We start from the raw sequence: 25,038 nt of genomic DNA, 5'->3' as shown, positions 1-25,038 counted from the left end.
AGCCGAGCTGAGCCGAGGCGGTCCGGCCGCCCGGTGGCGAGGCGGGCACCTGGCGGCTGGATCCGCCGAACGCCATGTATCTGGGACCCGGCGGTGGGACTCTTCTAGGGCGGAGACCTCCAGCCGCGGAGGTCGACGACGCAGGAGGTCCCCCATGAACACCAAGCCTTGGCGAACGGCCGCGTCCGGTGCGACCTCGCCCGCCGTGAAGGGGATCCAGTACCTCCTTCGCGCCCACGGCCGCACGGTCGCCCCGGACGGGTCCTTCGGTCCGGCGACCAAGGCCGCCGTCATGGCGTTCCAGTCGGCGTCGGGGCTCACGGCGGACGGTGTCGTCGGACCTGCCACGTGGGCCAAGCTCGTCGTCACCACCCGGGCCGGCTCCTCGGGCGACGCGGTCCGCGCCGTCCAGCAGTTCGGTCTCGTGTCGTCACCGGGGCTCGACCCGCTGGCCGTGGACGGCTCCTACGGCCCGGCGACGGCCGAGCGCGTCACCGAGGTCCAGCGCCAGTGGGGCCTCGACATGGACGGGGTCACCGGACCGGAGACATGGTCCTTCCTCAGCACGTTCAGCCCGGGCCCGAGCCCGTGGCCGCTCGTCAAGCGCGGAGCGACGCAGGACTCGAACTGGCGGGTGCTCGCCGCACAACACCTGCTGCGCGCCCGCGGTGCCACGATCGCCGCCGACGGCAGCTTCGGGCCCGCCAGCGGCGCGGCGGTCCGCGCCTTCCAGGGCACGCTGCGGGGCACCGACCTCGGCACGACGCTCGGACAGCTCGACTGGCCCTCGCTCGTCGCCACGGTGCGTCGTGGCGACAGCGGTGAGGCGGTCAAGGCCGTGCAGACCCTCGTGCCCGGTGGCCTCACCGTCGACGGGTCGTTCGGTGCGCTGACCGAGGCCGCGGTGCGTGACTTCCAAGCGATGTTCGCCCCGCCGTCCGACGGTGTGGTCGGCCCGGCGACGTGGCACGCCCTCACCCAGCCGCTCTTCGACTGAGGTCGACCGTCCGGGTGATGCCGATCCGATCCAGGAACGCCTCGTCGTGACTGGCGACGACGAGCGCGCCCCGGTGGTTCTCCAACGCGCTCACGAGCTGGTCGATGCTCGCGAGGTCGAGGTTGTTGGTCGGCTCGTCGAGCAGGAGCAGCTGCGGTGCGGGCTCGGCGAGCAGCAGCGCGGCGAGCGCTGCGCGGAACCGCTCCCCGCCCGACAGCGTCGCCGCCGGCTGGTCGGCTGCGCGTCCGCGGAAGAGGAAACGGGCCAGACGGGCCCTGCGCGCGTTGGTGTCGGCGTCCGGGGCGAACCGAGCGACGTTGTCGACCACCGAGAGGTCGTCGTCGAGGACGTCGATCCGCTGGGGGAGGAGCCGTGCAGGCACGCGCAGGTCGAGGCGGCCCGATGCCGGCTCGAGCTGTCCGGTCATGGTCCGGAACAGGGTCGTCTTGCCCGCGCCGTTGCGACCGACGAGGGCGATGCGCTCGGGCCCGCGAACCTCGAGGTCGAGCGGCTCGTGGTCTCCGTGGGGCAGGACGAGGCGGTCCAGGGTGAGGACCACCCGCGCGCTCGGCACCTCGGTGCCGGGCAGGTCGACGCGGATCACCGCGTCGTCGCGGACCGCCTCCTCCGCAGCGGCCAGCTCGTCCTGCGCGGTGGCGAGCCTGTCCTCGTGCAGGCCACGGTGCTTGCCCGCGGCCACCTGCGCCTTGCGCTTCCACGCGCCCATGACGATCCTCGGGTGGCCGCCGGTGGCCGACACCTTGTTGCCGGAGCGTTCGCGCCGAGCCAGCGTGGTCTGGGCCTCGGACAGCTCGCGCCGTTGCCGCCGCACGTCGGCCCGGGCCGTGCGCACGCTCCTCTCGGCGCGCTCCTGCTCACCTGCCAGGGCCTCGTCGTATGCCGTGAACCCGCCTCCGTACCAACGGATCCCGCCGTCGTGGAGGTCGCCGACCTGGTCGACATGCTCGAGGAGCTCGCGGTCGTGGCTGACGACGAGCAGGACGCCCGAGAACGCCTCCACGGCGCCGTGCAGCCGGGTGCGAGCGACCCGGTCGAGGTTGTTGGTCGGCTCGTCGAGCAGGAGCACGTCCGGCTCGACGAGCAGCTCGGCGGCGAGCCCGAGCAGGACGGCCTCACCACCGGACACCTCGCCGACGAGCTGGTCGAGCCCGAGGCGGAGACCGAGCCGGTCGAGCAGGGCGGCAGCGCGCTCCTCGACGTCCCAGTCGTCGCCGATGGCCTCGAAGACCGCCTCGCTGACGTCGCCGGCCTCGACCGCCCGCAGGGCCGCACGGGTCTCACCGATGCCGAGGACGTCGTCGACTCGTGAGCCGACGCGGAGGGTGAGGTCCTGGGGCAGGTAGCCGAGCGAGCCGGCATACCGGATCGTCCCGGACCGGGGTGTGAGGTGACCCGCGAGGAGGCGCAGGAGGGTGGACTTGCCGGAGCCGTTGCGGCCCACGAGGCCCGAACGGCCAGGGCCGAGGGTGAAGCCGAGGCCGTCGAGGACCGGGGTGCCGTCGGGCCAGGAGAAGGTGAGGTCCGTGACGGACAGGGACGGGCGCGAGGACATAGGTGCTCCAGAGGAAGGTTGCGGGGGTCACCGAGGTGACGAGGGCGGCAAACCTCAGAGGAGCAACGTCGTTCCGTTCGTGGGGGACAGGACCGCGTCGACGCTCTCACGTCGAGCGGGTGCGGCACAACGGATTTTGCGTCCGCCGCCAGTCCCGCGACGGCGGAGCGGGTCAGCCGAGCGAGGCCTTGGTCCACTCGTCCGCTTGTCCGGTGCAGAAGTGGGTCACGGCTCCGGAGGCGAAGATCTGCTGCTGTGTGGGGTCGAGCGCCAGGGTGGTGCCGAGGTCGGCGAGGATCGCCTTGGCCGTTGCCTCGTCGGGGTTCGCCTCGAACGTGGTGCAGACCTTCTTGGCGGCGGCCGCGACCTGCTCGTCGCTCTTGTCGGCCAGCGGCGGGATCGCCTTCTTGAAGACGGAGGCCCACGTGTTCTCCGGGACGATGCCGCTGTTGCTCGGCGTCGGGCTCGGGGAGGAGCCCGATGCGCTCGTGTCGCTCGTCGACGACTCCGATCCGCTCGTGCCGGCGTCGTCGGAGGACCCGGACCCGCAGGCGGCGAGGGAGAGCGCGAGCACCCCTCCGAGGAGCAGGGTCGCAGGCGTGCGCAGTGTCAGCATGCGTCGAACGTAACCAGAGGGCGCCCGGCGCGCGACCGGGGGAGGTGGGCGAACGGCATACGGGATCGGGGTGCGGTGACTGGTCCGGGACTAGTGCGCCGGGACCGGCGAGGTGGGCAGGACGGCCCATGTCGCGCGGCGGCGGGGCGGGCAGAGACTGGACGGTGCCTTCGCCCCCTCAGGTGAGTGGGGCTCGCAGGGGATCTCGGCCGCCGTGGCGAGGGCACCGACGATCGGAGGACCTCATGAGCGGCTACGGCTCCACGAACGCGACCGGTTCCACGAGCACCATGGCCGGCGTCGGCGCCGACGTCATGGACGTCATCCTGAGGGGGCTCGAGACGGCGCACGCGGAGGAGCATCGGGCGTCTCGCGGGTCCGTCGCTCGGGCTCCGCGCGCCCACGCCTACTGGTACCCGGACGGCATCACCGAGGTGCCCTCGACGCCGCGGTCCTAGGCGGCGGGCATGTCGTCACCGCCCGGCGAGGTCACGGCGTTCTCGGCCGTCGAGCAGCGTCTCGCCTCGGGTACGCCCTTCGGCAGCCATGACTTCATCTCGACGCGGGTGGCCCGGGTCCACGTCCAGCTGCTCACCCTGCTCGGCGCGCAGTCGCAGGGTGCCCAGCACCTGCTCGAGGTGCTGCGGACCCTCGACGGAGCGCGCACCCGGGTCGTGCTGCGCGACTCGCTCCTGCGTCGCACCATCGAGGACGGCACCGGTGCCGTCCGAGGTCTCGACAGCATCGGCGAGGACCTGCTCGACGAGCTGCTCCACGCCGCCGCCGACGCGGCCTCGGGCGAGCAGCTCACGCTGCTCGGTGACCCGGGGCTCTCGACCGTCTTCGCGCGTCGTGAGCGTGGGTCCGGCTGTGTCTGGCTGGGCGCAGCCGAGGGATCCGCCGCTGGTTCGCGGTTCGAGGACCAGGTGCTTCGACGCCTGCCGGGGCTTCGGCTCCGGCGCCCGGACGCAGAGCAGGTGGCACTGCTCGAGGCGGCCAACCGGTTGGCCGTGCAGGTCGCCCCGGACCTGGCGGATAGCACTCTCGCGCACACGTGCGTCGTCGTCGTCGGGGACTTCGACGGGGCCGGGCACCTGTTCAGCGCGCTGACGCTGCCGGGGCTCGCCGGCGTCGTCGTCGTCTCACCGCAGGCCATCCGGAGCGGCATCGATCTGGCCGAGCTGCTCGTGCACGAGTCGTCCCAGCTCAAGCTGCTCGACATCGACTACATCTCGCCGCTGTTCGCGCCCGGCTTCCGCCCGCAGAGCTCGCCGCTCGTGACGCCGACGTGGCACGAGGACGACCCGCTGCACCACGAGTGGTCGGTGGACCGGGTCCTCACGTCGATGCACGCGTATCTCACGCTCGCCGTGTTCTTCGGTCACGCCGCCACCGGGGCGGACGAGGACGCCATGACGGCGGAGGATGCCGAGGCGCGGGTCGAGCAGTCCCGCACCCGTGCGCTCGGACTGTTCGAGGCGGCGCACCAGCACCTCGAGGTGCTCACGCCCGCCGGCCGCGACTTCGTGGCGGACGTCGGGGAGATGCTCGAGGAGCTGTCCGGCTGAGGGTTCCTGGCGGCGGTTCGTGGCTCGGATCGGGCGCGGCGTGCGTCGGTGCGCGGACGGCATACGCTCGGGGTTGACCGCCACAAGCGACGAAGAAGAGGTATGCCGTGTACGGATCCGTCAAGGACGAGCTCACCGCGACGCTGGCCGAGATCAAGGACGCCGGACTGTGGAAGAGCGAGCGCGAGCTCACCACGCCGCAGTCGTCGCACGTCGGCACGAGCAGCGGTGAGGCGCTGAACTTCTGCGCCAACAACTACCTCGGGTTCGCCGACCATCCGGACGTCGTGGTGGCGTCGAAGGACGCGCTCGACGAGTGGGGCTTCGGGATGGCGTCGGTGCGGTTCATCTGCGGGACGCAGACGCAGCACTCGCGGCTCGAGGGCGCGCTCTCGGAGTTCCTCGGGACGGAGGCGACGATCCTCTACTCGTCGTGCTTCGACGCCAACGGTGGCGTGTTCGAGGTGCTGTTCGGCGCCGGGGACGCGATCATCAGCGACGAGCTCAACCACGCGTCGATCATCGACGGGATCCGGCTGTCGAAGGCGGCTCGCTACCGGTATCGCAACGCCGACATGGCCGATCTGCGGACGCAGCTCGAGGCGGCGGTGGCTGCCGGTGCTCGCCGGAAGGTGATCGTCACGGATGGCGTGTTCTCGATGGACGGGTTCTTCGCGCCGCTCGACGAGATCTGCGACCTGGCCGACGAGTTCGAGGCGATGGTGCTCGTCGACGACTCTCACGCCGTGGGGTTCGTCGGTGAGGGTGGGCGCGGGACGCCGGAGAAGTTCGGGGTCATGGACCGCGTCGACATCATCACGGGGACGCTGGGCAAGGCGCTGGGTGGGGCGTCCGGTGGCTATGTCGCCGCGCACCGGGAGATCGTCGACCTGCTGCGCCAGCGCTCGCGTCCGTATCTCTTCTCGAACTCGGTGGCTCCCGGTGTGGTGGCCGGCTCCTTGAAGGCTCTGGAGCTCGTGGAGTCGTCCGCGTCGGCGCGGGATGCGTTGTCGGAGAACACGGTGCTGTTCCGTGGGCTGATGGAGGAGGCCGGGTTCGAGCTGCTCCCCGGCACGCACCCGATCACGCCGGTGATGTTCCCCGGTGACGACGGTGCGCGGCTGGCGGGCGAGATCGCCGACCGGATGCTGGCTGACGGCGTCTATGTCATCCCGTTCTCATTCCCGGTGGTGCCGCGGGGCAAGGCGCGGATCCGGGTCCAGCTGTCGGCTGCGCACTCGGAGGCGGACGTGCGGCGCTGCGTCGACGCGTTCAAGGCCGCGCGCGATGCCGTCGCCTGAGCGCCCGAGAGTGGGCGTGCAGGTCTCCCCGGGGGTCGGGATCCCCGGCGTGCACATCGGGGACTCCCGCACCGACGTCGAGTCGGTGATGGGCGAGCCGAGCTCCAGAGACGACGACCGGGCGTTCTACGACGACACCGAACCGAACTTCTCCGTCCACTACGACGTCGGCGGGGTCGTGGCGCTCGTCGAGGTGTTCCACGGGGAAGGGGCTGCTGAGGTGTTCCTCGGGGAGATCCAGCTGACGTTCCGCCTCATGGAGGACGTCCACGGCGATCTCGAGCGAGCGGGGTTCACGAGCCGTCCAGTCGACATCGGGCGGGTCTACGACGCTGGCTTCTGCGTCTGGTCGATGGCCTCGCGCGATCCGAGCGAGCTCGTCGAAGGGGCGGAATATGACCCGGAGGACGAGCGGCTCGTGGCCGAGGGTGTGTCGATCGCTCCCGCGTCCTACTGGCACGACTGACGGGCAGTGGCAAGGATGACTCCATGAGCAGGGGTGAACGATGAGTGTGGCTGCGGCACAGGCCGATGCGTTCTATCGCGAGTTCCTCGCCGACGATGTGGTGTTCACGGTCAAGGACGACGGCGGGTATCCCCAGCCCTTCAACGGCAGCGGGCAACGAGCCCAGCCGTTCTGGTCGAAGCGGAGCCGGGCGCAACGCATCGTGGACACGGTCCCGGACTACGCAGTGTTCGAGGTCGTCGAGATCGACGGGGATCGGTGGCGTGAGCACTGGCTGAAGATTCTCGAGCGGGACGGGGTCCTCGTCGGACTCAACTGGAGCGGTCGCGGGGCGACCGGCTACGACCTGACGCCGTCGGAGGTGCTTCGCAACCTCGCGGCGCGGCAGCGACTGTCGGAGTGAGGCGCTTGGCGCGCTAGGCAGGCTTGGCGTAGGCCGCGACGCCGGTGTCGATGAGGATGCACGGCTCGTCACCGTCGGTCCACGCATCGTGCCCCGGGTCGATGTCCAGGACGTCGCCGGGCTCGATGCTGAACTCCTCGCCGTCGTCGGGCTTGACCGTCATCCGCCCGGACAGGCAGAAGCCCGTGTGATGGACCTGGCACGAGTCGGTGCCGGTGATCGGCTTGACGTCGTCCGACCAGCGCCAGCCGGCCTCGAAGACGCCACGGCCCAAGGTGAAGCCACCGTCGAGCGTGACGACGTCCATGTGGCCGTGGGCCTGCAACGGCCGACGTTCGTGCGGGGCGTCGATGTTCTGCTTGTTCGACATGGGCCTCTCCTGCCTGTAGAGCTGCCCCCACGACTCGCATCCTCCTCCGCTCACAGGGCGTCGTCAGTGGCTCGGTCGAGGCATCGCGGGACACCCGGAAGGCGTGGCCTGCCGCGCGCGTGCGACGCGCGGTGGCCGACCTGACCCCGGTGGATCGCGGCAGGCGGAGCTCTTTCGAGCTCCTACCTCGAGTGGGTCGCGGAGTTGCGCCGCGCGACTCGCGCGCGCACGAACCCCCAGACCATCGCTCCGACGACCAGCAGCAAGGAGGCAATGACGCTGAGGTCGCCGGTCGTCAGTGCCCACACCAGCCCCGCCGCCACGATTGCCGTCGGGATGACGAGGATCAGCAGGGCGCTCTTGTCCACGTTGGACGGCATCACGTCCCCTGCCGCGCCATGAGGTGGTGCAGGGTGCCAGCCGCCAACGCGAACGCGCCGATGCCGAGCAGCGGGACGCCGGGACCGGGCAGCGGGATCAGCACCGCGCCGAGAAGCGCCGTCACGGCGCCGCCGACCACCAGCAGTCTGATCACAGGCGGAGTCTAGGTTCGGGCACCCCCCCCGGGGAAGGTCGTCGTGCTCATCTCGTTGTCATGGCGCAACCCGGTCCTGCCCAGTGGGCCCGTGACGTCAGGCAGAGGCCTCGGCTGCGGGCGGGTGTTCGGCGACACAGAAGAGGTTGCCCTCGGGGTCGGCCAAGGTCGTCCATCTGACGTGCGGGTGCTCGTCCAGGACGTCCCACTTCTTCGTCGCGCCGAGCGCGACCAACCGGTCGACCTCGGTGCTGCGCGTCTGCCATGGCACGGTGAGGTCGAGGTGGACGGGCACATGGGCCGGGCGCGGCGCGGTCAGTGGTTGGAAGAACATCGCGAAGCCACCGGGGCCGACGGGTGGCAGGTAGGCGGAACCCTCGTTGACCGATGGAGTGGCACCGGTGACTCCTGCCCAGAACTCCACCAGAGCCAAGGGATCGGCGGCCTCGATGTTGACCGAGCCGAGGGTGATCGGGGAAGGGTCCATGTCTCGACTCTAGGCGGGGCAGCGAACCCACCCCCTGATGGCGAGCTCCGCCGGGTCGGGCTCCGGGTCACACACGTTCGACACGGTTGGCCTGCGGTCCCCGATCGCTCTGTCGCACCTGGAACCTCACGCGATCGCCCTCGTGCAGCGCGTCGGTGCCCAGGAGGACCGACACGTGCACGAAGAGGTCCGCGCCTCCGGCGTCCGGAACGATGAAGCCGAACCCGCGCTCCGCGTCATAGCGGGCGACCACTCCCTCGCCGCCGCGCGCGGGGACGCGGGATGCCTCGTGGTGACTGGATCGGGTGCGGGTCGCTGAGGTCGACGCGCCCCGCGGTGTCGCGCTGCGTGCCAGGCGCACGTTGCGGGCCTGCGGGCCTTTCTCGCTCTCGACGATCTCGTACGTCACCCGTTCCCCCTCGCTGAGCTCGGCGAGCCCATCGGCCAGCTCCCGCACGTGGACGAAGAGGTCGGGGCCGCCCGAGTCGGGGGCGATGAACCCGAAGCCCTTGACCCCGTCGTACCAGGAGACCGTGCCGTCCGCCCCGTCATGCGCCACAGCCTGCTGCGCGGCCTGGGCGGCCAGGGGGAGCAAATGGTCAGCCTGCGGCCCCTTTTCCCCGTCGATGACGAGGAACGCCACCCGCTGCCCCTCCGAGACCACGCCACCTCCCACGATGGCTGAGCTGTGCACGAAGATCTGCGTCTCACCCTCGTCTGGGGTGATGAAGCCGTACCCCTTGGCGGGCTCGTACCAGGCGACGGTGCCAAGCACGCCCAGTGGTGTATCGGCGGCTCGGTCGGCCGTGACCCGGACGCGGCGTGCCTGCGGACCTCGGTCCCCCTCGCCGATCTCGAACTCGACCACCTGTCCTTCGCGGAGCAGCTTCACCGCATCGTCGCTGACGACCTCGGACGCATGCACGTACAGGTCCTCTGCGTCATCCTGCCCGAGGGCGATGAAGCCGAACCCCCGCTCGGTATCGAACCAACGGACGGTTCCCTCGGTCATCAGTGACTCCTTGTCGGAACTACGGTCGGTGTTCCCCCAGTGTCCCCGACGGGCTGCCGCGACTGTAGCCACGAAGGCGCTCCGACCCTGTGGCATGTACGGGACGGTACGACGCTCGCCTCCTCAGCCACACCGACAGCGGCAACGTCGGACGTCACTCCCAATGGAGCGATGTTGAGTCACTGTCCTCCTAGCATGTGGCCGTGGCCTACGACGCGTTCACTGAGAGCGTCCAGTTGATTCAGTCCGGGCATCTGCAACCGGTGTCTCGGTTGAGCCGGCGTCGTCGGTTCGCTCCGATGGCGGTCGACGTCGCAGGCGACGTGGCGGTCACCCTGTTCGCCCGCCGTGGGGTCGGCTGTGTCCTGTCTGAGACGTGGGTCCTGAGCGAGCGTGGCGCGAGTTGGCATCTGCTTGGCGGCGGCGGTGCTTCTGCCGAGGATGACCTGCTCGCCCCACGCCCCACCCGACTGCCGGCCGCCCTTCACTTGTCGGAGACCGCGGATACCGAGATTGACCCCGGGCTGGTCGCGGTCGATGGCGGCGGCGGGATCCAGGACGACCAAGGGGGAGCGGTTCGGTGGCCGTGGAGCGGTCGCTGGATTCGCTACGTCGTCCTACGGACCAGCGCCGACGTGGAGTCGCTCTCGCTCGACAACAGGACGGTCATGGTGCCTTGGCACGGCCGGGTCGTCCTCGTTTCGACCAAGCGAGGGTCACCTCGAGTGATCGTCAACGGCCACCACGGGGCCGTTCTCGGCGAGGTGCGCCCCTTTGAACGGAGGAGATGAACGCGTCGCCCTGTGAGGAGGCGAGCACGGTCTGCGGCACTTGCGGACGAATGCTCCTCGCTCAACGGCGCAGCGTTCTGAGCAGTTCAATGGGGCAGGTGGGGCCGGCCGCATTGGCGAGTCGCCGGTCGCCGGTGAGCAGTGTTGCGTCCAGCGCCTCGGCCAGTGCGACGTAGGCGGCGTCGTAGGTCGTCAGGTTGTCCCGCCACTCCCAGCAGCGCGGCAGCAGCGCCAGATGCCCGGCGCGGTGCATCGGCAGCGCCCCCAGGTCGGTCATGGCCAAGCCTGCCCGGCGACCGTCGAGCATCCCCATCTGGTTCTGACGACGCAGCACCGAGGTGACGTCGAGGTCGACCAGCTCTGGCGCGGGCAACGTCTCACCGCGCAGCCGGAGGCGAGCGGTATCTCCGTCCGGGCCGTCATCAGCCAACGCGACCGCAATGACGCTGGCGTCAACGACAAGCACGATCCCCCTGCACGGTCTTGACCGCGTCCGCGAGCGAGACCGACCCACCGGATCTCCCGCCGGCCCGGTACGGCATGACCGAATGTCGGCATCCCTGATCAGACGTGTTCCTGGACTCAGTCGGGGACGCGGCTGCGGGCCAGGTGGACCTGTTCGGGCGTGTGGAGCCGGACCATGACCCGGGCCGTGTCGCGGGGTACCGAAGCCGGGGTCGCCAACGACACGATGACCGCCGTCGCGAACGCCAACGGTGTGCACCACGCCGCCGGGTTCGCCAACAGCGCGCCCGGCCACCCGTCCAGGGGTCCCGCCACGAACGTCGTCAGCGCCGCCGTGGTCGCCGCCACTGCACCCACGACCAGCCCTGCCACAGCCCCCACCCGAGACAGCCGCCGCCACCACACCCCCAACATCAACAACGGAGCGAACGTCGCCGCCGCCAACGAGAACGCAAACCCGACCGTGGTCGCGATCCCGATCTGCTCGACGTAGCGCGCCACGACGAACGGCACCAGCACCGCACCCACCGCCGCCAGCCGGAACCCACCGAACCCGAACGCGTCCCCTCCGGTGAGCCGCGACAACTGGGGCCTCAGCAGCTCTTGGTGCAGGACCCCCGTCACCGACATCGCCAGCCCCGACGCCGTCGACAGCAGCGCAGCGAAAGCCCCACCCGCCAACATCGCCGTCAGCACGTCCCCGCCAAGACCAGACACCACCCGCTCGGGCAGCTGGAGCACGATCGTGTCGGACCGGACCCCCGCGGGCAGCGACGGCAGGTGCACTCGCCCGAGGACGGCATACACAGGGGGCAGGAGGTAGAAGACCCCGAGCAACGCGACCACCGACACCGTCGTGCGCCGCGCCGCGACCCCGTCGGGGTTCGTGTAGTAGCGCACGAGCACGTGCGGCAGCCCCATCGTCCCGAGGCAGAGGGCGAGCATCATCGACGCCGTCCGGTAGTGGGGGTGGTCGTCGGCGGACTTCGGCGAGAACGGCAGCGACCACGCGTCCGACACGCTGGGCAGCCCTGCGCCAGAACGCAACCAGAGCGCCAGGAGCACGAACGCCGGCACCGCCAGACAGGTCAGCTTGATCCAGTACTGCATTGCCTGAACGAACGTGATCGACCGCATCCCACCGGCACCGACGGCGGCCGCCACGACGACCGCCACCAACAGCGACCCGACCCACTGCGGCGCTCCCGTGACGAGCTCCAGTGCCAGCCCCGCTCCCTGGAACTGCGGCACGAGATACATCCAGCCGATCGCCACGACGAGGACCGCCGCGAGCCGCCGCACGAACACCGACCCCAGCCGTGCCTCGGCGAAGTCGGGCAGCGTGTACGCCCCCGATCTCCGCATCGGCGCCGCCACCATGACGAGCAGCACGAGGTAGCCCAGCGTGTAGCCCACCGGCAACCACAGCAGGTCGACGCCCTGGTCGTAGATCAGCCCGGCAACCCCCAGAAAGGAAGCGGCAGAGAGGTATTCGCCCGAGATCGCACTCGCGTTGAGCCTCGGCGACACCGTCCGCCCCGCGACGTAGAAGTCCGAGGTCCGCCGCGACAACCGCAGCCCCAACCCGCCGACGACGACCGTCGTCACGCACACGATCGCGACCGCGACGACCGACAACGTGTCAGACATCTCGCCCCGCCCCGATGATGTCCGCGAACTCCGCCTCGATCCGCTCCGCCTGCCGGACGTAGCCGCGCGCGAGCAGCCACGCCGCCGGATAGACGAGAACCCCGAGCACGAGCCACGGCAGCGGAATGCCGGCCAGCGTCATCGTCCGCGTCGACGGGATGAGCGACAGCAGCACCGGGAAGCCACCCAGCGCCAGCACCATGAGCCCGAGCACGGTGAGCCCGAGCCGCAGCTGCGCCCGCCGCAGCCCGTCGAGATAGACGTCCCCGAGCTCGGTCTGCTCGTCGAGGTCGGTGGACAGCGGCCGGGTCCGCGCCGTGCGCGCCCCACGCCGCGAGCTCGTGACCCGCACCCGGGCCGGGGTGTCGCCGCGCTCGGGCACCATCAGCCGCTCGAGCCGGGTCGCCTCAGCAGCACGTCGCGCAGGCCCTTCGTATGCCGTCGGCTCACCTGGAGCTCCACGTCGCCGACCATGACCGCGCACCGCCCGTGGTCCATCCGGACCTCGGTGACGTGACCGAGCGCGACGAGAGTGGACCGGTGGATGCGGACGAATCCGGCTGGGCCCCAACGCTCCTCGAGCACGGCGAGCGGGATGCGCACGAGGTGGCTGCCGTCGGCCGTGTGCAGCCGGGCGTAGTCGCCGGACGCCTCGACCCACCGGATCTGCGACCGGCTGATGAAGCGGGTCACCCCGCCGAGCTCGACCGGGATCGTCTCGTCCTCGGCCGGCGCGAGGTCGGAGGAGGAAGAGGAGCCGGCGGCCACCACACCCGGCGCACCGGACTCGAGAAGGGGAGGGGCCCCGCGCTCTGGGGCGGCCGGCATACCGGCCTCGTCCTGCTTGGCCACGACGCGACGGACGGCCTCACGCAGTCGTTCCGAACGCACCGGCTTCATGACGTAGTCCGTCGCGGCGAGCGCGAAGGCATCGACAGCGTGCTGGTCGTGCGCGGTGACGAAGACGAGCTGCGGAGGAGAGGCGAAGCGGGCCAGCACCCGCCCGAGTGCGATGCCGTCGAGCCCAGGCATGGAGATGTCGCTGAAGATCACGTCGACGTCGTGCTCCTCGAGCATGGTCAGCGCCTCAGTGCCGCTCGTCGCGGTGAGCACCTCGCCGACCCGGTCGTCGGAGTCGAGGAGATAGCTCACCTCCGAGAGGGCGGGGAGCTCGTCGTCGACGACGAGGGCTCGAAGGGTGCCGGCACTGGCCATGGCGTCGAGGATATCCACGGACGAGGGGGCGGTGTGGGTCACTCGGTGTGAACCCCGGGGGCGTACTTGGGGACGCGGAAGCTCACGCGCGTCCCGGCGCCCTCGGCGGTCTCCACGACGAGACCGAAGTCGTCACCGTAGATCTGGCGCAGCCGGGCGTCGACGTTGCCGAGCCCGATCGAGTCCGCCCGGGACACCCCGTCGAGGATCCGCTGCACCGACTCCGGCGAGGTCCCCACCCCGTCGTCGTCGACCGAGATCTCGGCCTCGCCGCCCTGGTCCGACGCGCTGATCGTCACGTGGCCGATGCCCTCCTTGGACGCAAGGCCGTGACGGACGGCGTTCTCCACCAGCGGCTGCACCGCGAGGTAGGGGATGCGCACGGGCAGCACCTCCGGCGCGATGAGCAGGGAGACCTGGAGCCGCTCGCCGAAGCGGGCCTGCTCGAGCACGAGGTAGCGCTCGACGTTGCGCAGCTCCTCCGCGAGCGTCGTGAACGGCCCGCCCTGGCGCAGCGAGTAGCGGGTGAAGTCGGCGAACTCGAGCAGCAGCTCGCGTGCCCGCTCGGGGTCGGTGCGCACGAACGAGGCAATGGCACCGAGCGAGTTGTAGATGAAGTGGGGGCTGATCTGGGCCCGCAGCGCCCGCAGCTCGGCCTCCATCGCGCGGGTGCGCGCCCGCCCCAGCTCGGCGACGTCGAGCTCGGCCGAGACCCAGCGGGCCAGCTCTCCGGTCGCCCGCGCGAGACCCGCGGACGCAGCCGGTGCGTATGCCGTGAGCGTCCCGACGACGCGTTCGTCGGCGATGAGCGGGGCGGTGACGGCGGCGCGCACCGGGCAGTCCGGGTCGCTGCAGGTGATGACGTCGGAGCCGAGCACCGAGGGCGCCGCGGAGGTGCGGCTCTCGGAGGCGTGGCCGTGGGCGTCGGGTGCGTGGTGGTCGCCGGGCCCGGTCCACGACAGCACGCCGGAGGCGTCGCAGATCGCCACCGAGCTGGCGCCGAGGATGGCGAGCAGGTGTCGCCCGGCGCGTTCGGCGGCCTCGGGGGTGAGCCCGTCGGAGAGGTGGCGCGAGGCGAGGGAGGCGGTGTGGAGCGTCGAGTACGTCACGCGGTCGACCGTCGAGAGGAACCCACGCCGCCGACCGCGCCCGGCCGCCCACACGCCGAGCCCCAGGAGCAGCATCGCCCCGGCCACGACCACGGCGGTGGGTACGTGGAACGACGCTGTCATGGGCGCAAGGGTAGGCGGCTGCGGCGCTGCCCACACCCGCACGGACGAGGTGGGCCGACGGCATACGCTGTCGAGCCATGACCGAGTTCGACGACGCCCTGACCCTCACTGACGGACGGGCCGAGCTCGGCGAGGGCTGGGTCATCGGCGAGGCCGTCAACGGCGGGCTGCTCATGTCGCTCGCGACCAAGGCCGCGGCCGAGGCACTCCACGCCGTCGACAGCCACCAGGACCCGGTCGCGTTCAGCACGACCTTCCTCGCGGCAGCCCAGCCCGGTCCGGCCCGCGTCGAGACGCAGGTCCTGCGCACCGGCCGCTCGTTCTCCACGGCCGAGGTGACGCTGACCCAGGGTGAGACGACCTGTGTGCGACACACCGCGACCTTCGCCGACCTCGACGCCAACAGCGAGCCGGTCCACCTCATGGAGGCGCCGCCCGAGCTGCCCGACCCCGAGGTCTGCGTCCCGGCCGCCCGCGGAGGGTTCGCCGAGAAGATCCGGATCCTCGACCGCCTCGACATGCGCATCGACCCCGCCACGGTCGGCTGGGCGCTCGGCCAGCCCGCCCGCGACGGCGAGATGCGCGCGTGGATCCGGTTCGCCGATGGGCGCGAGCCCGACGCGCTGTCGCTGCCGTTCTTCCTCGACGCGATGCCGCCGGTGACGTTCACGTTCGGCGCGCTGGGCTGGGCGCCGACGATCGCGTTCTCCGGCCACGTCCGCTCGCGTCCGGCGCCGGGCTGGCTGCGCATGCGCATCACGACCCGCAACGTCATCGGTGGGCTCTTCGAGGAGGACGCCGTCATCTGGGACTCGCGTGACCGCGTCGTGGCCCAGTCGCGCCAGCTCGCCGGCGTCCGTATGCCGTCTGCCGACGCTGCTGCGCCGCCGCCCGACGCCGGTGCGCCGTCGCCCGACGCCGGTATGCCGGACGCCCCCGAGAGCGTCTGAGGCCGCCTGCCGTGCCCCAGACCCCTTCCGAGGTGACCTCCGCGGTCACCGCCCTCGCGTCCCTGCCCGGTGTCGCCGACAAGGTCGACGCGGCCCGCGAGGCCTGCACGCAGCTCCGATGGCACAACGCCCTGCGCCGCCGCATCCCCGAGGCCGCGGCCGAGTCGCGGGTCCGCGGCGCCCGCGCCAGCGGTGAGCTCGACGGCGCCCGGCTCTCCGTCGAGATCGTCCGCGACCTCATGCGCGGCGCCGTGACCTGGCACGACGAGATGGACCCCGTCGAACAGGTCATGCGCGGCGTCATCGCCGCCACCGCCGAGACCGAACGCCTCGGGCCGGTCGTCCTCACCGCGCCGATGCAGGCGCTGGCCCGGCTCCACACCGCCGCAGCCGCCGGACTCGTCCCCGACTCCGAGCTCGGCCGTCCCCGGCTCGACGGCGAGGACAGCCGGGAGTTCGTCGAGATCGGTGCCGCCCCGCCGGCCGCCGAGGCCCGGGAGCGGCTCGCCCGCGTCGTCGAGGTGCTGGCCAACGCCGCCAGCCTTCCGGTGCCGATCGTCGCCGCGCTCGCACACGCCGAGATCGTCACCGCACGGCCGTTCACCCGCGGCAACGGCGTCGTCGCCCGCGCCGTCGAGCGCGCTGTCATCCAGGCCGGAGGGCTGGACCCCACCGGCGTCGCCGTACCCGAGATGGGGCACGGCACGGGAGGTGGGCCGGCCTACCTCGGTGGGCTCACGGCATACACGCGCGGTGACGCCGCAGGCGTCGGGCTCTGGCTGACGCACTGCTGCGACGCGATCGTCGCGGGCGCACAGGAGGGCGAGCGGATCGCCGACGCGGTGCTCGCCGGCCGCCTCACCTGACGAATGTCAAGTCTTGTCGTGCCTGTCGCAGGAGAGTAGACAGGAGCCATCGGACAGGCCCTCGGGAACCATCCGATCTCGAGAACAACCGCGGGACGCGACGGGTACCCACGCGCGGGCAGTCCACTGATGGACCGGTCCGTCCGGGCTCGACCCGGTACGACGGCGATGAGATGCACGCTTGGTCGCCCCGAGCACCCGCGGCGGATGACGCCCCTCTGGTAGGGGCGTCATCGTCGTGATGACTACCCACTGACCAGATTTGGTTGAGTTTTCGTCCTTGCCTTGCACCGGGGGACCGGATCGGCGACGATTGACGCATCGCTCCCCTTCGGGGTCGTAGCGAAGGGTGGTCCGGCTCCTCCCCCCCCGGAGCTCGGCCCACCCGACGGCCCCGGTCCTCCCCCCGACCGGGGCCGTCGCCTTTCCTCCTGCGCTGGGGACGCGGTTGTCCACAGCCCTCGTATGCCGTCCGCCCTGTCCACAGATCCCTCTCGTGGGGTGGTCGGCCGGGTCCGTCGGCGGTCACGGTGGCCGCATGACGTCTCTCGCAGCTCCACTGATCGTGGTCCTCGGCGCCAGCGGTGGCCTGGGTGCCTCGACCTGGGCGGCCGCGCTCGCTTGGCGCCTGTCGCTGCACCTCGGCGAGTGCGTCCTCGTCGACGGTGACGTCCGCGGGGGAGGGCTCGACATGACCTGCGGAACCGAGCACGTGCCCGGGCTGCGATGGCCCGATCTTGCTCGATTGCGGGGGGCGGCGTCGTGCTCGCGGCTGCTGGCGGCGCTGCCGTGCGGCGAGGTGCCTTTGCTGTCCGCCGGTGGGCGAGGTGAGGTGGTGCCCGACTCGGCGGTGCTCGACGTCGTCGGGTCGTTGCGCGGGGAGGTGCCAGTGGTGGTCGACGGTCGGGTGGACGTGGCGGTGACCGGGCGGCTCGTCGAGGGTGCTGACGCCGTGCACGTGGTGGCGGGGCTGCGGGCCCGACAGCTGGCGGACGCCGAGGCGGTGTTGGCGAGGGTGTCGATGCCGGACCCGGGGGCGGGCGGGGAGGCACGTGTGGGGATGGTGACGCGCGGGGAGCGAGCGGTGTCGGCCGAGCTGGCGGAGGTGATCGAGCACCTCGGGGTGGCCCACCTCGCGCACGTGCGTGACGACGCCCGCGTGCGACGCGACGGGGAGCGCGGTGACTGGCCGGGTCTGCGAGGGACGTTGCGCGACAGGGCAGACGGCGTCGTGCTCGACCTCGTGGAGCAGCTCGGGCGTGGTGCGGCGTGAGTGGCGGTGCGGTGGACCGCTCGGCCGGTGCCCAGGAGAGATGGCCCGGCGTCGAGGCGGCGATCCGGGGTGGGCGTGCGCCCGATGCCGGGGTCATCGCGGAGCTGGCGGGCGACGTCGTCGAGCTCGGAGCGGACGGCGCGGCGGCCGAGGGCGAGCTCCTGCGCGAGCGGGTGCTTGGGTTCGGACCCCTGGAGCGGTGGGTCGGCGCGCCCGGCGTCACGGACGTCCTCGTCAACGGTGACGGCTCGGTCTGGATCGATCGTGGAGGCGGTCTGGAGGCCACGGGTCAGGTGGTGGAGCCCGTGGCCGCCCGCGCGCTCGCGACCCGTCTGGCGGGGCTGGCCCGGCGGCGTCTCGACGAGGCGCAGCCGTGGGTCGACGGGGTCCTGCCCGGCGGCGTGCGTCTGCACGCGATCCTCCCGCCGCTCGCGGAGTCGGGGACACATCTCAGCCTGCGGGTGTCGCAACGCCAACCCGTCGGCGTCGACGGGCTGCGCCGGCTGGGGGCGGTGGGCGCGGGGCTGGCTTCGGTGCTGGCACGGGTGGTCGCGGCCCGGTTGTCGTTCCTGGTCGTCGGTGGCACCGGCGCCGGCAAGACGACCGTGCTCGGGGCGCTGCTCGCGGACTGCGCACCGGACCAGCGCATCGTCGTCGTCGAGGACGTGCGCGAGCTCGACCCGACCCACCCGCACGTCGTGCGTCTGCAGGGGCGTTCGCCGAACGTCGAGGGCGTGGGCGCCGTGACCCTGGTCGACCTCGTCCGGCAGGGGCTGAGGATGCGCCCGGACCGGCTCGTCGTCGGTGAGGTGCGCGGGGCAGAGGTCCGCGAGCTCCTGTCGGCCCTCAATACCGGGCACGACGGAGGGGCGGGCACCCTGCACGCCAGCGGTCTCGCCGAGACGCCGGCGCGCATCGAGGCCCTCGGTGCGCTCGCCGGCCTGCGACGCGAGGCGGTCCATGCCCAGCTGCGGGGTGCGGTGCAGGTCGTCGTCGACGTCGGCCGGACCGGCGGGTTACGTCACGTTCGGGCGGTCGGGGTGACCCGCTGGACGGGGTCCGAGGTCGTCGTGGACGAGGCGTTCGTGGTGGGCGCGCGTGCTGGAGGCGGGGGCGTGATCGCGGAAACGCCGGGCGCGGGGGCGACGGGCGCGGGAGCGTCGGGCGAGGTTCTCGCGGCGGGATTGCCGGAGATCGAGCGGGTCGTGCGGGGACCCGGAGCCGCGCGGCTCGAGCAGCTGCTCGACGACCGACTCGGCGGTGGTGTCGCTGGACCTGTCCCGTCTCCTGGTCGCGCTGACGAGGTGGGCATCGGGACGGTGGTGGGTTCGGGGAGCGGTGCTGGCGCCGGTGCTGGAGCCGGTGCTGGCGCCGGTCCTGGCGCCGGTGCCGGGAGAGTGGCATGACGGTGCTCGTCGTGTCGCTCGTCGTCCTCGCGGTCGTGCTGTGGCCGCGTGGTCGGCCAGTGGTGCGGAGCGCGTCGTCGAGGGCCGGCTCGGCGGGTGGACCGGATGCGTCGGGCGGACCTGTTTACGCAGCATCCGACGGTGGTGCCCGGGCCTTCGGGCGGATGCGCCTGTTGCTCGGGCGGGAGGTGCGGTTCGGACGCGCACGCCGCGGGTGGGTGGCCGACTTCGCCGAGCTCGCCGCGGTCGGCCTCGACGCCGGGCTGCCGTCCGCCGAGGCCGCGCGACTGGCATGCACGGTCGGGGAGGGGGCGTCCCGGCGCGAGATGGGCCACCTGGCGGATCGGCTCGCCGAGGTCGACGCGCGGGGTGACGGCGTCGGCTCGTGCCTCGCCGAGGAGGCGCGGGGCGACCCCGACCTGAGATTCCTCGCCGCGGCGTGGCAGCTCACCGACGAGTTCGGGATCGCCGCAGCACCCGCCGCCCGTACCTCGGCCGACGTCCTGCGCGAGCGGGCGGCCGCCGACGACCGTCGCACGGTCCTCGCCGCAGGTCCCCGCGCCTCCATGTGGCTCCTCACCGTCCTGCCCCTGTCCGGACCTATGGTGACCGTGCTGCTGGGCCTGCCCGTCACGGACGTCTACGGCGGCCCCGCCCCTCTGGTCGCCGCTGCGGTGGGGTGCCTTCTCACCGGCGTCGGGTGGCTCTGGTCGCGACGTCTGGTGCGACGGGCGCTGCGTCCGGCGGAGATCGGCTGATGCTCGCTGCTGCCCTCGTCCTCGTCGTCGCAGCCGTGCTCCTGTGGCCCGGTCGTGGCGGACCGTCGGCGGCGGAGCCGAAGGGACCCGCCGAGGGGAACGTGGAAGCGGACGGCGTCGACGCAACCGGTGCCCGACGAGCTTCGGCCCGGCCCACCGTCGACGAGGCGGCCGACGCCCTCGTCCTGTGTGCGCTGGCACTGCGGTCGGGGCTCGGTCCGGTCGAGTCGCTCGAGGCGGTCGCCGATCGAGTGCCAGAGGCCGTGGCACGCCAGCTGCGCATCGTTGCGAGCGCCCATCGCTGGGGGCAGGATGCCGCGACGTCATGGGGACACGTCGGCGACGGCTGGCAGTCCGCATCGCTCGCATGGCAGGCGGCTGAGCAGTCGGGCGCCGCCCCGGCGGGCGTCGTCCTCGCGGCGGCCCAGCGGATGCGCCGAGAAGAGGCCTCGCGCGTGGAGACGGCCGTGCAGCGCGCAGGGGTGCTGCTCGTTCTCCCGCTGGGCGTCTGCTTCCTCCCAGGCTTCGTGGGCACCACGGTCGTGCCGGTGGTGCTCCACCTCGCCGGTGTCAGCCTCGGCTCCGGCTGACGGGTTCCTGGGGACGGGGTGGGTGCATGGCGTCGTCACCAGCGCAACCAGTCGCTGCACCGAAACCAGTCACGTCGGGGCACCCTGTCGCCGCCGCAACGGAGGACGATCCGGCAGTGACAGGCGCTGCCGCAAGACCGGGCGCCGTCGTCCACACCTCCTCCGAGCAGGCCCGCCCGTCCACAGGTCGGCATCTTGTGGGTGGCCCTCAGCCCACCCGTCGGCTGGACTCGAGTCGACGCGGGGAACCACCCCGCACCGATCGAGGAGCTCTCCTGTGACACACCGTCTTTCGCGCCGACTGGCGCACCTCAAGCAGTCCGCCGAGGCAGGTATGACGACCGCGGAGTACGCCGTGGGCACGCTCGCCGCATGCGCGTTCGCTGCGGTCCTCATGGTGGTCGTGAAGTCCGGCCCGGTGAAGTCGGCGCTGGCCAAGGTCATCACCGCCGCCCTCGGCACGGGCACGTGACCCGACCTGCACGGCGCGAGGCCGGCATGGTCACGGCGGAGATCGCCGTGGCCCTGCCGGCGCTCGTCCTCGTCCTCACCCTGGGCCTCGGAGCGGTGGCAGCACTGACGGACCACCTCCGGTGCGTCGACGCCGCCCGGACCGGAGCTCGCCTCCTTGCCAGGGGAGAGGACGTCGAGCAGGTCCGGCGACAGGTCGCCGACCAGGCGCCAGACGGCGCGCGGATCTCGTTCGAGGTCGGCGCCGAGAGGGTCCGGGCCGAGGTGAGCGCAGACCTCCCGGCGGTGCTGTCGGGGCTCGGCGTCGGCGCTCGACCACATGGTGTGGCCCATGCCGTGCCCGAGGACTCGCCGTGAGACGCCGGGTCGGTCTCGAGTCCCGGCGGGAGGAACGTGGCTCCGGGACGGTCCTCGTCACCGCCGCCTTGGGGGTGCTCCTCGTGGTGATCCTCGCCGGAGTCCAGGTCGCGTCCGCCGCAGTTGCCGCCCACCGCGCTCGTGCAGCGGCCGACCTCGCCGCGCTGGCCGGAGCGACGGCCCTGCAGCAGGGCACGGCCGACCCGTGCTCACGAGCGTCGGACCTGGCGACGCGCAACGGCGCACGCCTGACGTCCTGCCGCATGGAGACCGCCGAGTCCTTGAGGGTCCGGGTGGCCAAAGACGTCCCCGGCCGCTGGCCCGGGGTCCCACGTGTGGCCACGGCGTCAGCGCGAGCCGGACCGGCGCCGATGCGCGCGCCCTGACGGGGGTGCTCAGGTCGGGTGCCCGACTCCCCGCGAGGACCATCGCTCGGCTGCCCCCTTGCTCAGGTGGTCAGACGTGGTTCTTGCCGGGCCGTTGTCGGTGCCATCCTGCGCCGTCGCGCGGACAGTGTCAGCCGACATCGCAACATGGGCCCGACAAGGCCTGGTCGGTCGTTCAGGGGCTGGCCATCCAGGTGCTCTGCCGCGCTGGCCGCGGGCAGTCAGGCGTGCGGGATTGAAAGCTCAGGCGCGAGGTTCGCGGGGGAGTTCGCGGGTCGAGGACGTCGAGTCGTCGGCGACGCGCGCGTCGCCGGTGCGACCGGTGGAGTGGGCGCCCTCGACGTTCTGGCCCTCGGCATTGCGCGCCTCGGCGATCTCGGCGCGACGACGCGCCTCCTCGGTCGAGAGATGCTGCTCCTCGACGCGCTGGTCGGCGTCGCGACGCAAGGTGGACGTCTCCTGCTCCCGGAGCTGTCGCTCCTCGGCGAGCTTGCGCTCGTGCTGCGCGAACTCCTCCTGCATGCGCCGCTCGTCATCGACGCGACGCTGCTCGGCCAGGGCGGCCTGCTCCTTGGCCTCACGACGGCGTCGCGACCCACGCCGCATGCCCGCGCGCATGAGGGCCCACCCGAGCCAGAAGATCGTGATGACCGCTGCTCCCGTGATGAGCAGGGCCAGCGGGGGAAGGCTGACGGTGCCGTTGAGCACGTCGATGTCCACGCCGTCGGTCAGCGCCCGGGTCCCTTCGAAGAGGAGGATTCCAGCAGCGATGGCCAGCAGCACGAGGATGAGTCCGAGGATGATCACGCCTGCGAGGCTAGCGCGATCTGGAGGCGTTCTCGCTGATCAGCGCACCCGATTCGCGACCTCCGGGCCGAGCCGCGACTCAGCCGGGCCGCGACTCAGCCGGGCCCAACCTCAGCAGGGCCGAACCTCAGCCGGCCACGACTCAGCCGGGCCGCGACATGAGGACGACGTCGAGCAGCCGGACGGCGCGGTCCTTGTCGAGCGGCTCGTTGCCGTTGCCGCACTTGGGTGACTGGACGCACGAAGGGCAGCCCCGCTCGCACCGGCACCGCGCGATGGCGTCGCGGGTCGCCTCGACCCACTCGCCGAACGCGGTGTGGGCTCGCTCGGCGAAGCCCGCGCCGCCGGGGTACCCGTCGTAGACCAGGATCGTCGGCAGCCCGGTGTCGGGGTGCTGGTCGGTGGAGACCCCGCCGATGTCCCAGCGGTCCGAGGTCGCCACGAGCGGCATCATGCCGATGGCCGCGTGCTCGGCGGCGTGCGCGGCGCCGGGGATGTGAGCCTCCTCGATCCCTGCGGCCTCGAGGAGGTCGAGCGGCATCGTCCACCACACGCCCCGGGTCACGAGCGAGCGCTCGGGCAGGTCGAGCGGGTGGGTGCCGAGCACCTCACCCGACGGGAGTCGTCGCAGGAAAGACGTGACCTGGTTGGTGACGCGCACGGAGCCGTAGCAGACCTCGACCTCACCCCACTGGTGCGTCCGCTGCGCGCCGAGGATCTCGAACGAGCTGCGCGACTGCGAGTGCGTGCTCCAACCGGGGTCGCCGCGCACGACCGTCGCCGTCGCCGCGTCGAGGTCGAGGTCGGTGACGACGAACGGGTCGCCCTGGTGCACGTGCACCGCTCCGGTGTGGACCTGCGAGTGCGCCGAGGCCTCGTCGATGGTGCCGAGCACGCGACCGCTGCGGCGCTCGACGATCGAGACGACCTCGGTGGTCCCGCGCAGGTTGACGTGGTCGCCGGGCCGGTCGTCACGAGCCCAGAACCAGCCGGTCGGCCGTCGACGCAGGATCCCGCGCTCGACGAGCAGGTCGAGCACGCCGCGGGCTCCGGTGCCGAACATCGGCAGGTCGGCCTCGGTGAGCGGCAGCTCGTGCGCGGCGGCGGCGAGGTGCGGCGCGAGCACGTGCGGGTTGGACGGGTCCATGACCGTCGACTCGATCGGCGCCCCGAAGATCGCCTCGGGGTGGTCGAGCAGGTAGGTGTCGAGCGGATCGTCGGCGGCGATGAACAACGCCAGCGACTCCCGCCCCGACCGACCTGCACGTCCGGCCTGCTGCCAGAGGTTGGCCCGCCGCCCCGGCCACCCCGCCATGAGGACCGCGTCGAGCCCGCTGATGTCGACTCCCAGCTCGAGCGCGTTGGTCGCCGCGAGCCCGCGCAGCTCACCGTCGCGCAGCGCGCGCTCGAGCTCGCGGCGCTCCTGCGGGAGATAACCGCCCCTGTATGCCGCGACCGTCGCCCCGGCCGTCCCGCCCACCTGCCCCAGGCGCCGACGCGCCGACGACGCGAGGCCCTCCACCCCGGCGCGGCTCCGGGCGAACGCCAAGGTCTGCACGTCGCGCTCCACGAGCTCGGCGAGCAGCTCGGCCGCCTCCGTCGTCGCCGACCGGCGTGCCTCGTCGACCATCGGTGGCTCCCACAGGGCGAAGGTGAGCGCCTCGCGAGGTGAGCCGTCGACCTCGACGGGACTGACCGGCATACCGATGAGCCTTGAGGCGTGTGACGCGGGGTGGGAGACGGTCGCGGAGGCGAGCACGAAGGTGGGCTGCGAGCGGTAGCGGCCCGCCACCCGGCGCAGCCGCCGCAGCACCGACGCGACGTGCGAACCGAAAACACCCCGGTAGATGTGGCACTCGTCGATGACGACGTAGCGCAGGGCACGCAGGAACGGCGACCAGTGCGAATGCCCCGGCAGCAGCGAGTGGTGGAGCAGGTCGGGGTTGGTGAGGATGACGTTGGCGTGCTCGCGGATCCAGCGGCGCCCGTCGGTGGGGGTGTCGCCGTCGTAGGTCGCCGCGCGCACACCGGGTATCGCGAGCGCCTCGATCCGGGCGAGCTGGTCGGCGGCCAGGGCCTTGGTGGGTGCGACGTAGAGGACGGTGGCCCCGCGGCCGGTCGGCGCGTCGAGCCCGTCGACCACCGCAGAGAGCGCGGGCACGAGGTAGCCCAGGCTCTTGCCCGAGGCGGTGCCGGTCGACAGGACGACGTGCGAGCCGGCGTGCGCGAGGTCCATCGCCTCGCGCTGGTGCGACCAGGGCTGGGCGATGCCGCTGCCCGTGAGGCTCGAGAGGACGGGCGTCGCGACCCACTCGGGCCACGGTGCCACCTGCGCCGCGCGCGCGGGCAGGTGCTCGACGTGGCGCAGGCGGGTACTGCGCTCCCCGGCCGCGAGGGCGGCAAGAAGCGCAGTCGGCTCGGCGGATGACGACATGGGGTTACGGTATGGCCGTGCACCGACACCGCTGCCGGCTCCCTGGCCGCCGCGAATGA

Annotated in this window: 30 protein-coding genes; 16 read left to right on the top strand and 14 right to left on the bottom strand. The window is 72.1% G+C overall.

Annotation, left to right across the window (positions count from 1 at the left end; all coding sequences use genetic code 11):
- The first annotated feature begins 154 nt into the window (after positions 1–154).
- The gene (locus ACSQ11_RS02995) at positions 155–997 is read left to right on the top strand and encodes a peptidoglycan-binding domain-containing protein (RefSeq protein WP_436002906.1); all 843 of its coding nucleotides are present in this window, start codon (positions 155–157) and stop codon (positions 995–997) included.
- Here the strand turns inward: ACSQ11_RS02995 and ACSQ11_RS02990 are convergent.
- Entirely contained in the window at positions 975–2,570 is a 1,596-nt protein-coding gene (locus ACSQ11_RS02990) for an ABC-F family ATP-binding cassette domain-containing protein (RefSeq protein ID WP_436002904.1), read from the bottom strand. The genes ACSQ11_RS02995 and ACSQ11_RS02990 overlap by 23 nt on opposite strands.
- Before the next feature lie 172 nt (positions 2,571–2,742).
- Positions 2,743–3,186, bottom strand: coding sequence for a DUF732 domain-containing protein (locus ACSQ11_RS02985; protein WP_436002902.1), 444 nt, complete (start codon positions 3,184–3,186; stop codon positions 2,743–2,745).
- A 245-nt stretch (positions 3,187–3,431) separates the two neighbouring features.
- Between ACSQ11_RS02985 and ACSQ11_RS02980 the strand changes: the two genes are divergently transcribed.
- From ACSQ11_RS02980 to ACSQ11_RS02960, 5 genes are all read left to right on the top strand, one after another.
- On the top strand, positions 3,432–3,644 hold the full coding sequence (locus tag ACSQ11_RS02980; protein ID WP_436002900.1) for a hypothetical protein: 213 nt from the start codon (positions 3,432–3,434) through the stop codon (positions 3,642–3,644).
- A gap of 9 nt (positions 3,645–3,653) precedes the next feature.
- Complete coding sequence (locus ACSQ11_RS02975; protein ID WP_436002898.1) at positions 3,654–4,754, top strand: aKG-HExxH-type peptide beta-hydroxylase; 1,101 nt, start codon at positions 3,654–3,656, stop codon at positions 4,752–4,754.
- Between the two features lie 107 nt (positions 4,755–4,861).
- A complete protein-coding gene (locus tag ACSQ11_RS02970; RefSeq protein ID WP_436002896.1) occupies positions 4,862–6,055 on the top strand; it encodes a glycine C-acetyltransferase in 1,194 nt (397 codons plus the stop codon).
- Between the two features lie 16 nt (positions 6,056–6,071).
- Positions 6,072–6,521 (top strand): hypothetical protein, encoded by a 450-nt coding sequence (locus tag ACSQ11_RS02965; protein WP_436002894.1) that lies wholly within the window; start codon positions 6,072–6,074, stop codon positions 6,519–6,521.
- A gap of 40 nt (positions 6,522–6,561) precedes the next feature.
- Positions 6,562–6,924, top strand: a complete 363-nt coding sequence (locus tag ACSQ11_RS02960; RefSeq protein WP_436002892.1) for a DUF2750 domain-containing protein — start codon at positions 6,562–6,564, stop codon at positions 6,922–6,924.
- Positions 6,925–6,937: 13 nt separating this feature from the next.
- On the opposite strand, the gene ACSQ11_RS02955 is transcribed toward ACSQ11_RS02960, so the two are convergent.
- The 5 genes from ACSQ11_RS02955 to ACSQ11_RS02935 all read right to left on the bottom strand — a co-directional run bounded on the left by ACSQ11_RS02955 (position 6,938) and on the right by ACSQ11_RS02935 (position 9,328).
- Positions 6,938–7,294: a cupin domain-containing protein gene (locus tag ACSQ11_RS02955; RefSeq protein ID WP_436002890.1), complete on the bottom strand. Its 357-nt coding sequence runs from the start codon at positions 7,292–7,294 to the stop codon at positions 6,938–6,940.
- A 182-nt stretch (positions 7,295–7,476) separates the two neighbouring features.
- A complete protein-coding gene (locus ACSQ11_RS02950) occupies positions 7,477–7,674 on the bottom strand; it encodes a hypothetical protein (RefSeq protein WP_436002888.1) in 198 nt (65 codons plus the stop codon).
- Positions 7,674–7,829 carry a hypothetical protein gene (locus tag ACSQ11_RS02945; protein ID WP_436002886.1) on the bottom strand — a complete coding sequence of 52 codons (156 nt, stop codon included), beginning with the start codon at positions 7,827–7,829 and terminating at the stop codon, positions 7,674–7,676. The genes ACSQ11_RS02950 and ACSQ11_RS02945 overlap by 1 nt, the downstream gene beginning before the upstream one ends.
- 97 nt (positions 7,830–7,926) lie before the next feature.
- A complete protein-coding gene (locus ACSQ11_RS02940) occupies positions 7,927–8,316 on the bottom strand; it encodes a VOC family protein (RefSeq protein ID WP_436002884.1) in 390 nt (129 codons plus the stop codon).
- Between the two features lie 67 nt (positions 8,317–8,383).
- Positions 8,384–9,328 (bottom strand): cold-shock protein, encoded by a 945-nt coding sequence (locus tag ACSQ11_RS02935; protein ID WP_436002882.1) that lies wholly within the window; start codon positions 9,326–9,328, stop codon positions 8,384–8,386.
- Positions 9,329–9,531: 203 nt separating this feature from the next.
- Between ACSQ11_RS02935 and ACSQ11_RS02930 the strand changes: the two genes are divergently transcribed.
- On the top strand, positions 9,532–10,119 hold the full coding sequence (locus ACSQ11_RS02930; RefSeq protein WP_436002880.1) for a hypothetical protein: 588 nt from the start codon (positions 9,532–9,534) through the stop codon (positions 10,117–10,119).
- Positions 10,120–10,180: 61 nt separating this feature from the next.
- Here the strand turns inward: ACSQ11_RS02930 and ACSQ11_RS02925 are convergent, their stop codons facing one another.
- From ACSQ11_RS02925 to ACSQ11_RS02905, 5 genes are all read right to left on the bottom strand, one after another.
- Positions 10,181–10,585, bottom strand: coding sequence for a type II toxin-antitoxin system VapC family toxin (locus ACSQ11_RS02925; RefSeq protein ID WP_436002878.1), 405 nt, complete (start codon positions 10,583–10,585; stop codon positions 10,181–10,183).
- Between the two features lie 116 nt (positions 10,586–10,701).
- Complete coding sequence (locus ACSQ11_RS02920; RefSeq protein ID WP_436002876.1) at positions 10,702–12,234, bottom strand: cation acetate symporter; 1,533 nt, start codon at positions 12,232–12,234, stop codon at positions 10,702–10,704.
- On the bottom strand, positions 12,227–12,619 hold the full coding sequence (locus tag ACSQ11_RS02915; RefSeq protein WP_436002874.1) for a hypothetical protein: 393 nt from the start codon (positions 12,617–12,619) through the stop codon (positions 12,227–12,229). Before ACSQ11_RS02915 ends, ACSQ11_RS02920 begins: the two co-directional genes overlap by 8 nt.
- A complete protein-coding gene (locus tag ACSQ11_RS02910) occupies positions 12,619–13,449 on the bottom strand; it encodes a LytR/AlgR family response regulator transcription factor (RefSeq protein ID WP_436002872.1) in 831 nt (276 codons plus the stop codon). The genes ACSQ11_RS02915 and ACSQ11_RS02910 overlap by 1 nt, the downstream gene beginning before the upstream one ends.
- Before the next feature lie 38 nt (positions 13,450–13,487).
- Positions 13,488–14,681, bottom strand: coding sequence for a sensor histidine kinase (locus ACSQ11_RS02905; protein WP_436002869.1), 1,194 nt, complete (start codon positions 14,679–14,681; stop codon positions 13,488–13,490).
- 77 nt (positions 14,682–14,758) lie between these two features.
- Here ACSQ11_RS02905 and ACSQ11_RS02900 point away from each other — a divergent pair, with 77 nt between their 5' ends.
- From ACSQ11_RS02900 to ACSQ11_RS02860, 9 genes are all read left to right on the top strand, one after another.
- Positions 14,759–15,631, top strand: coding sequence for a thioesterase family protein (locus ACSQ11_RS02900; RefSeq protein WP_436002867.1), 873 nt, complete (start codon positions 14,759–14,761; stop codon positions 15,629–15,631).
- An 11-nt stretch (positions 15,632–15,642) separates the two neighbouring features.
- Positions 15,643–16,497: a Fic family protein gene (locus tag ACSQ11_RS02895; RefSeq protein WP_436002865.1), complete on the top strand. Its 855-nt coding sequence runs from the start codon at positions 15,643–15,645 to the stop codon at positions 16,495–16,497.
- Between the two features lie 538 nt (positions 16,498–17,035).
- Complete coding sequence (locus ACSQ11_RS02890; RefSeq protein WP_436002863.1) at positions 17,036–17,770, top strand: hypothetical protein; 735 nt, start codon at positions 17,036–17,038, stop codon at positions 17,768–17,770.
- Between the two features lie 11 nt (positions 17,771–17,781).
- Entirely contained in the window at positions 17,782–19,176 is a 1,395-nt protein-coding gene (locus ACSQ11_RS02885) for a TadA family conjugal transfer-associated ATPase (protein WP_436002861.1), read from the top strand.
- Positions 19,173–19,934: a type II secretion system F family protein gene (locus ACSQ11_RS02880; RefSeq protein WP_436002859.1), complete on the top strand. Its 762-nt coding sequence runs from the start codon at positions 19,173–19,175 to the stop codon at positions 19,932–19,934. Before ACSQ11_RS02885 ends, ACSQ11_RS02880 begins: the two co-directional genes overlap by 4 nt.
- Positions 19,934–20,524 carry a type II secretion system F family protein gene (locus ACSQ11_RS02875; RefSeq protein ID WP_436002857.1) on the top strand — a complete coding sequence of 197 codons (591 nt, stop codon included), beginning with the start codon at positions 19,934–19,936 and terminating at the stop codon, positions 20,522–20,524. Before ACSQ11_RS02880 ends, ACSQ11_RS02875 begins: the two co-directional genes overlap by 1 nt.
- A gap of 277 nt (positions 20,525–20,801) precedes the next feature.
- A complete protein-coding gene (locus ACSQ11_RS02870; protein WP_147064331.1) occupies positions 20,802–20,996 on the top strand; it encodes a DUF4244 domain-containing protein in 195 nt (64 codons plus the stop codon).
- On the top strand, positions 20,993–21,352 hold the full coding sequence (locus ACSQ11_RS02865; protein WP_436002854.1) for a TadE family type IV pilus minor pilin: 360 nt from the start codon (positions 20,993–20,995) through the stop codon (positions 21,350–21,352). Before ACSQ11_RS02870 ends, ACSQ11_RS02865 begins: the two co-directional genes overlap by 4 nt.
- The gene (locus tag ACSQ11_RS02860) at positions 21,349–21,738 is read left to right on the top strand and encodes an Rv3654c family TadE-like protein (protein ID WP_436002852.1); all 390 of its coding nucleotides are present in this window, start codon (positions 21,349–21,351) and stop codon (positions 21,736–21,738) included. Before ACSQ11_RS02865 ends, ACSQ11_RS02860 begins: the two co-directional genes overlap by 4 nt.
- A gap of 243 nt (positions 21,739–21,981) precedes the next feature.
- On the opposite strand, the gene ACSQ11_RS02855 is transcribed toward ACSQ11_RS02860, so the two are convergent.
- Positions 21,982–22,545 (bottom strand): hypothetical protein, encoded by a 564-nt coding sequence (locus tag ACSQ11_RS02855; protein ID WP_436002850.1) that lies wholly within the window; start codon positions 22,543–22,545, stop codon positions 21,982–21,984.
- Positions 22,546–22,687: 142 nt separating this feature from the next.
- Entirely contained in the window at positions 22,688–24,979 is a 2,292-nt protein-coding gene (locus ACSQ11_RS02850) for a DEAD/DEAH box helicase (RefSeq protein WP_436002849.1), read from the bottom strand.
- Between the last annotated feature and the right edge of the window lie 59 nt (positions 24,980–25,038).

Origin of the sequence: Knoellia sp. LjRoot47 (assembly GCF_964253435.1) — a bacterium.
Classification (GTDB): Bacteria; Actinomycetota; Actinomycetes; order Actinomycetales; family Dermatophilaceae; genus Knoellia.
This window is presented reverse-complemented; position numbering and strand designations above follow the sequence as displayed.

Coding starts and splice junctions, on each gene's coding strand:
- ACSQ11_RS02985 (WP_436002902.1), bottom strand. CDS start 3,186: ATGCTGACACTGCGCACGCCTGCGACCCTGCTCCTCGGAGGGGTGCTC.
- ACSQ11_RS02960 (WP_436002892.1), top strand. CDS start 6,562: ATGAGTGTGGCTGCGGCACAGGCCGATGCGTTCTATCGCGAGTTCCTC.
- ACSQ11_RS02900 (WP_436002867.1), top strand. CDS start 14,759: ATGACCGAGTTCGACGACGCCCTGACCCTCACTGACGGACGGGCCGAG.
- ACSQ11_RS02955 (WP_436002890.1), bottom strand. CDS start 7,294: ATGTCGAACAAGCAGAACATCGACGCCCCGCACGAACGTCGGCCGTTG.
- ACSQ11_RS02995 (WP_436002906.1), top strand. CDS start 155: ATGAACACCAAGCCTTGGCGAACGGCCGCGTCCGGTGCGACCTCGCCC.
- ACSQ11_RS02880 (WP_436002859.1), top strand. CDS start 19,173: ATGACGGTGCTCGTCGTGTCGCTCGTCGTCCTCGCGGTCGTGCTGTGG.
- ACSQ11_RS02890 (WP_436002863.1), top strand. CDS start 17,036: ATGACGTCTCTCGCAGCTCCACTGATCGTGGTCCTCGGCGCCAGCGGT.
- ACSQ11_RS02940 (WP_436002884.1), bottom strand. CDS start 8,316: ATGGACCCTTCCCCGATCACCCTCGGCTCGGTCAACATCGAGGCCGCC.
- ACSQ11_RS02905 (WP_436002869.1), bottom strand. CDS start 14,681: ATGACAGCGTCGTTCCACGTACCCACCGCCGTGGTCGTGGCCGGGGCG.
- ACSQ11_RS02850 (WP_436002849.1), bottom strand. CDS start 24,979: ATGTCGTCATCCGCCGAGCCGACTGCGCTTCTTGCCGCCCTCGCGGCC.
- ACSQ11_RS02910 (WP_436002872.1), bottom strand. CDS start 13,449: ATGGCCAGTGCCGGCACCCTTCGAGCCCTCGTCGTCGACGACGAGCTC.
- ACSQ11_RS02920 (WP_436002876.1), bottom strand. CDS start 12,234: ATGTCTGACACGTTGTCGGTCGTCGCGGTCGCGATCGTGTGCGTGACG.
- ACSQ11_RS02875 (WP_436002857.1), top strand. CDS start 19,934: ATGCTCGCTGCTGCCCTCGTCCTCGTCGTCGCAGCCGTGCTCCTGTGG.
- ACSQ11_RS02975 (WP_436002898.1), top strand. CDS start 3,654: ATGTCGTCACCGCCCGGCGAGGTCACGGCGTTCTCGGCCGTCGAGCAG.
- ACSQ11_RS02990 (WP_436002904.1), bottom strand. CDS start 2,570: ATGTCCTCGCGCCCGTCCCTGTCCGTCACGGACCTCACCTTCTCCTGG.
- ACSQ11_RS02935 (WP_436002882.1), bottom strand. CDS start 9,328: ATGACCGAGGGAACCGTCCGTTGGTTCGATACCGAGCGGGGGTTCGGC.
- ACSQ11_RS02950 (WP_436002888.1), bottom strand. CDS start 7,674: ATGCCGTCCAACGTGGACAAGAGCGCCCTGCTGATCCTCGTCATCCCG.
- ACSQ11_RS02980 (WP_436002900.1), top strand. CDS start 3,432: ATGAGCGGCTACGGCTCCACGAACGCGACCGGTTCCACGAGCACCATG.
- ACSQ11_RS02915 (WP_436002874.1), bottom strand. CDS start 12,619: ATGGTGCCCGAGCGCGGCGACACCCCGGCCCGGGTGCGGGTCACGAGC.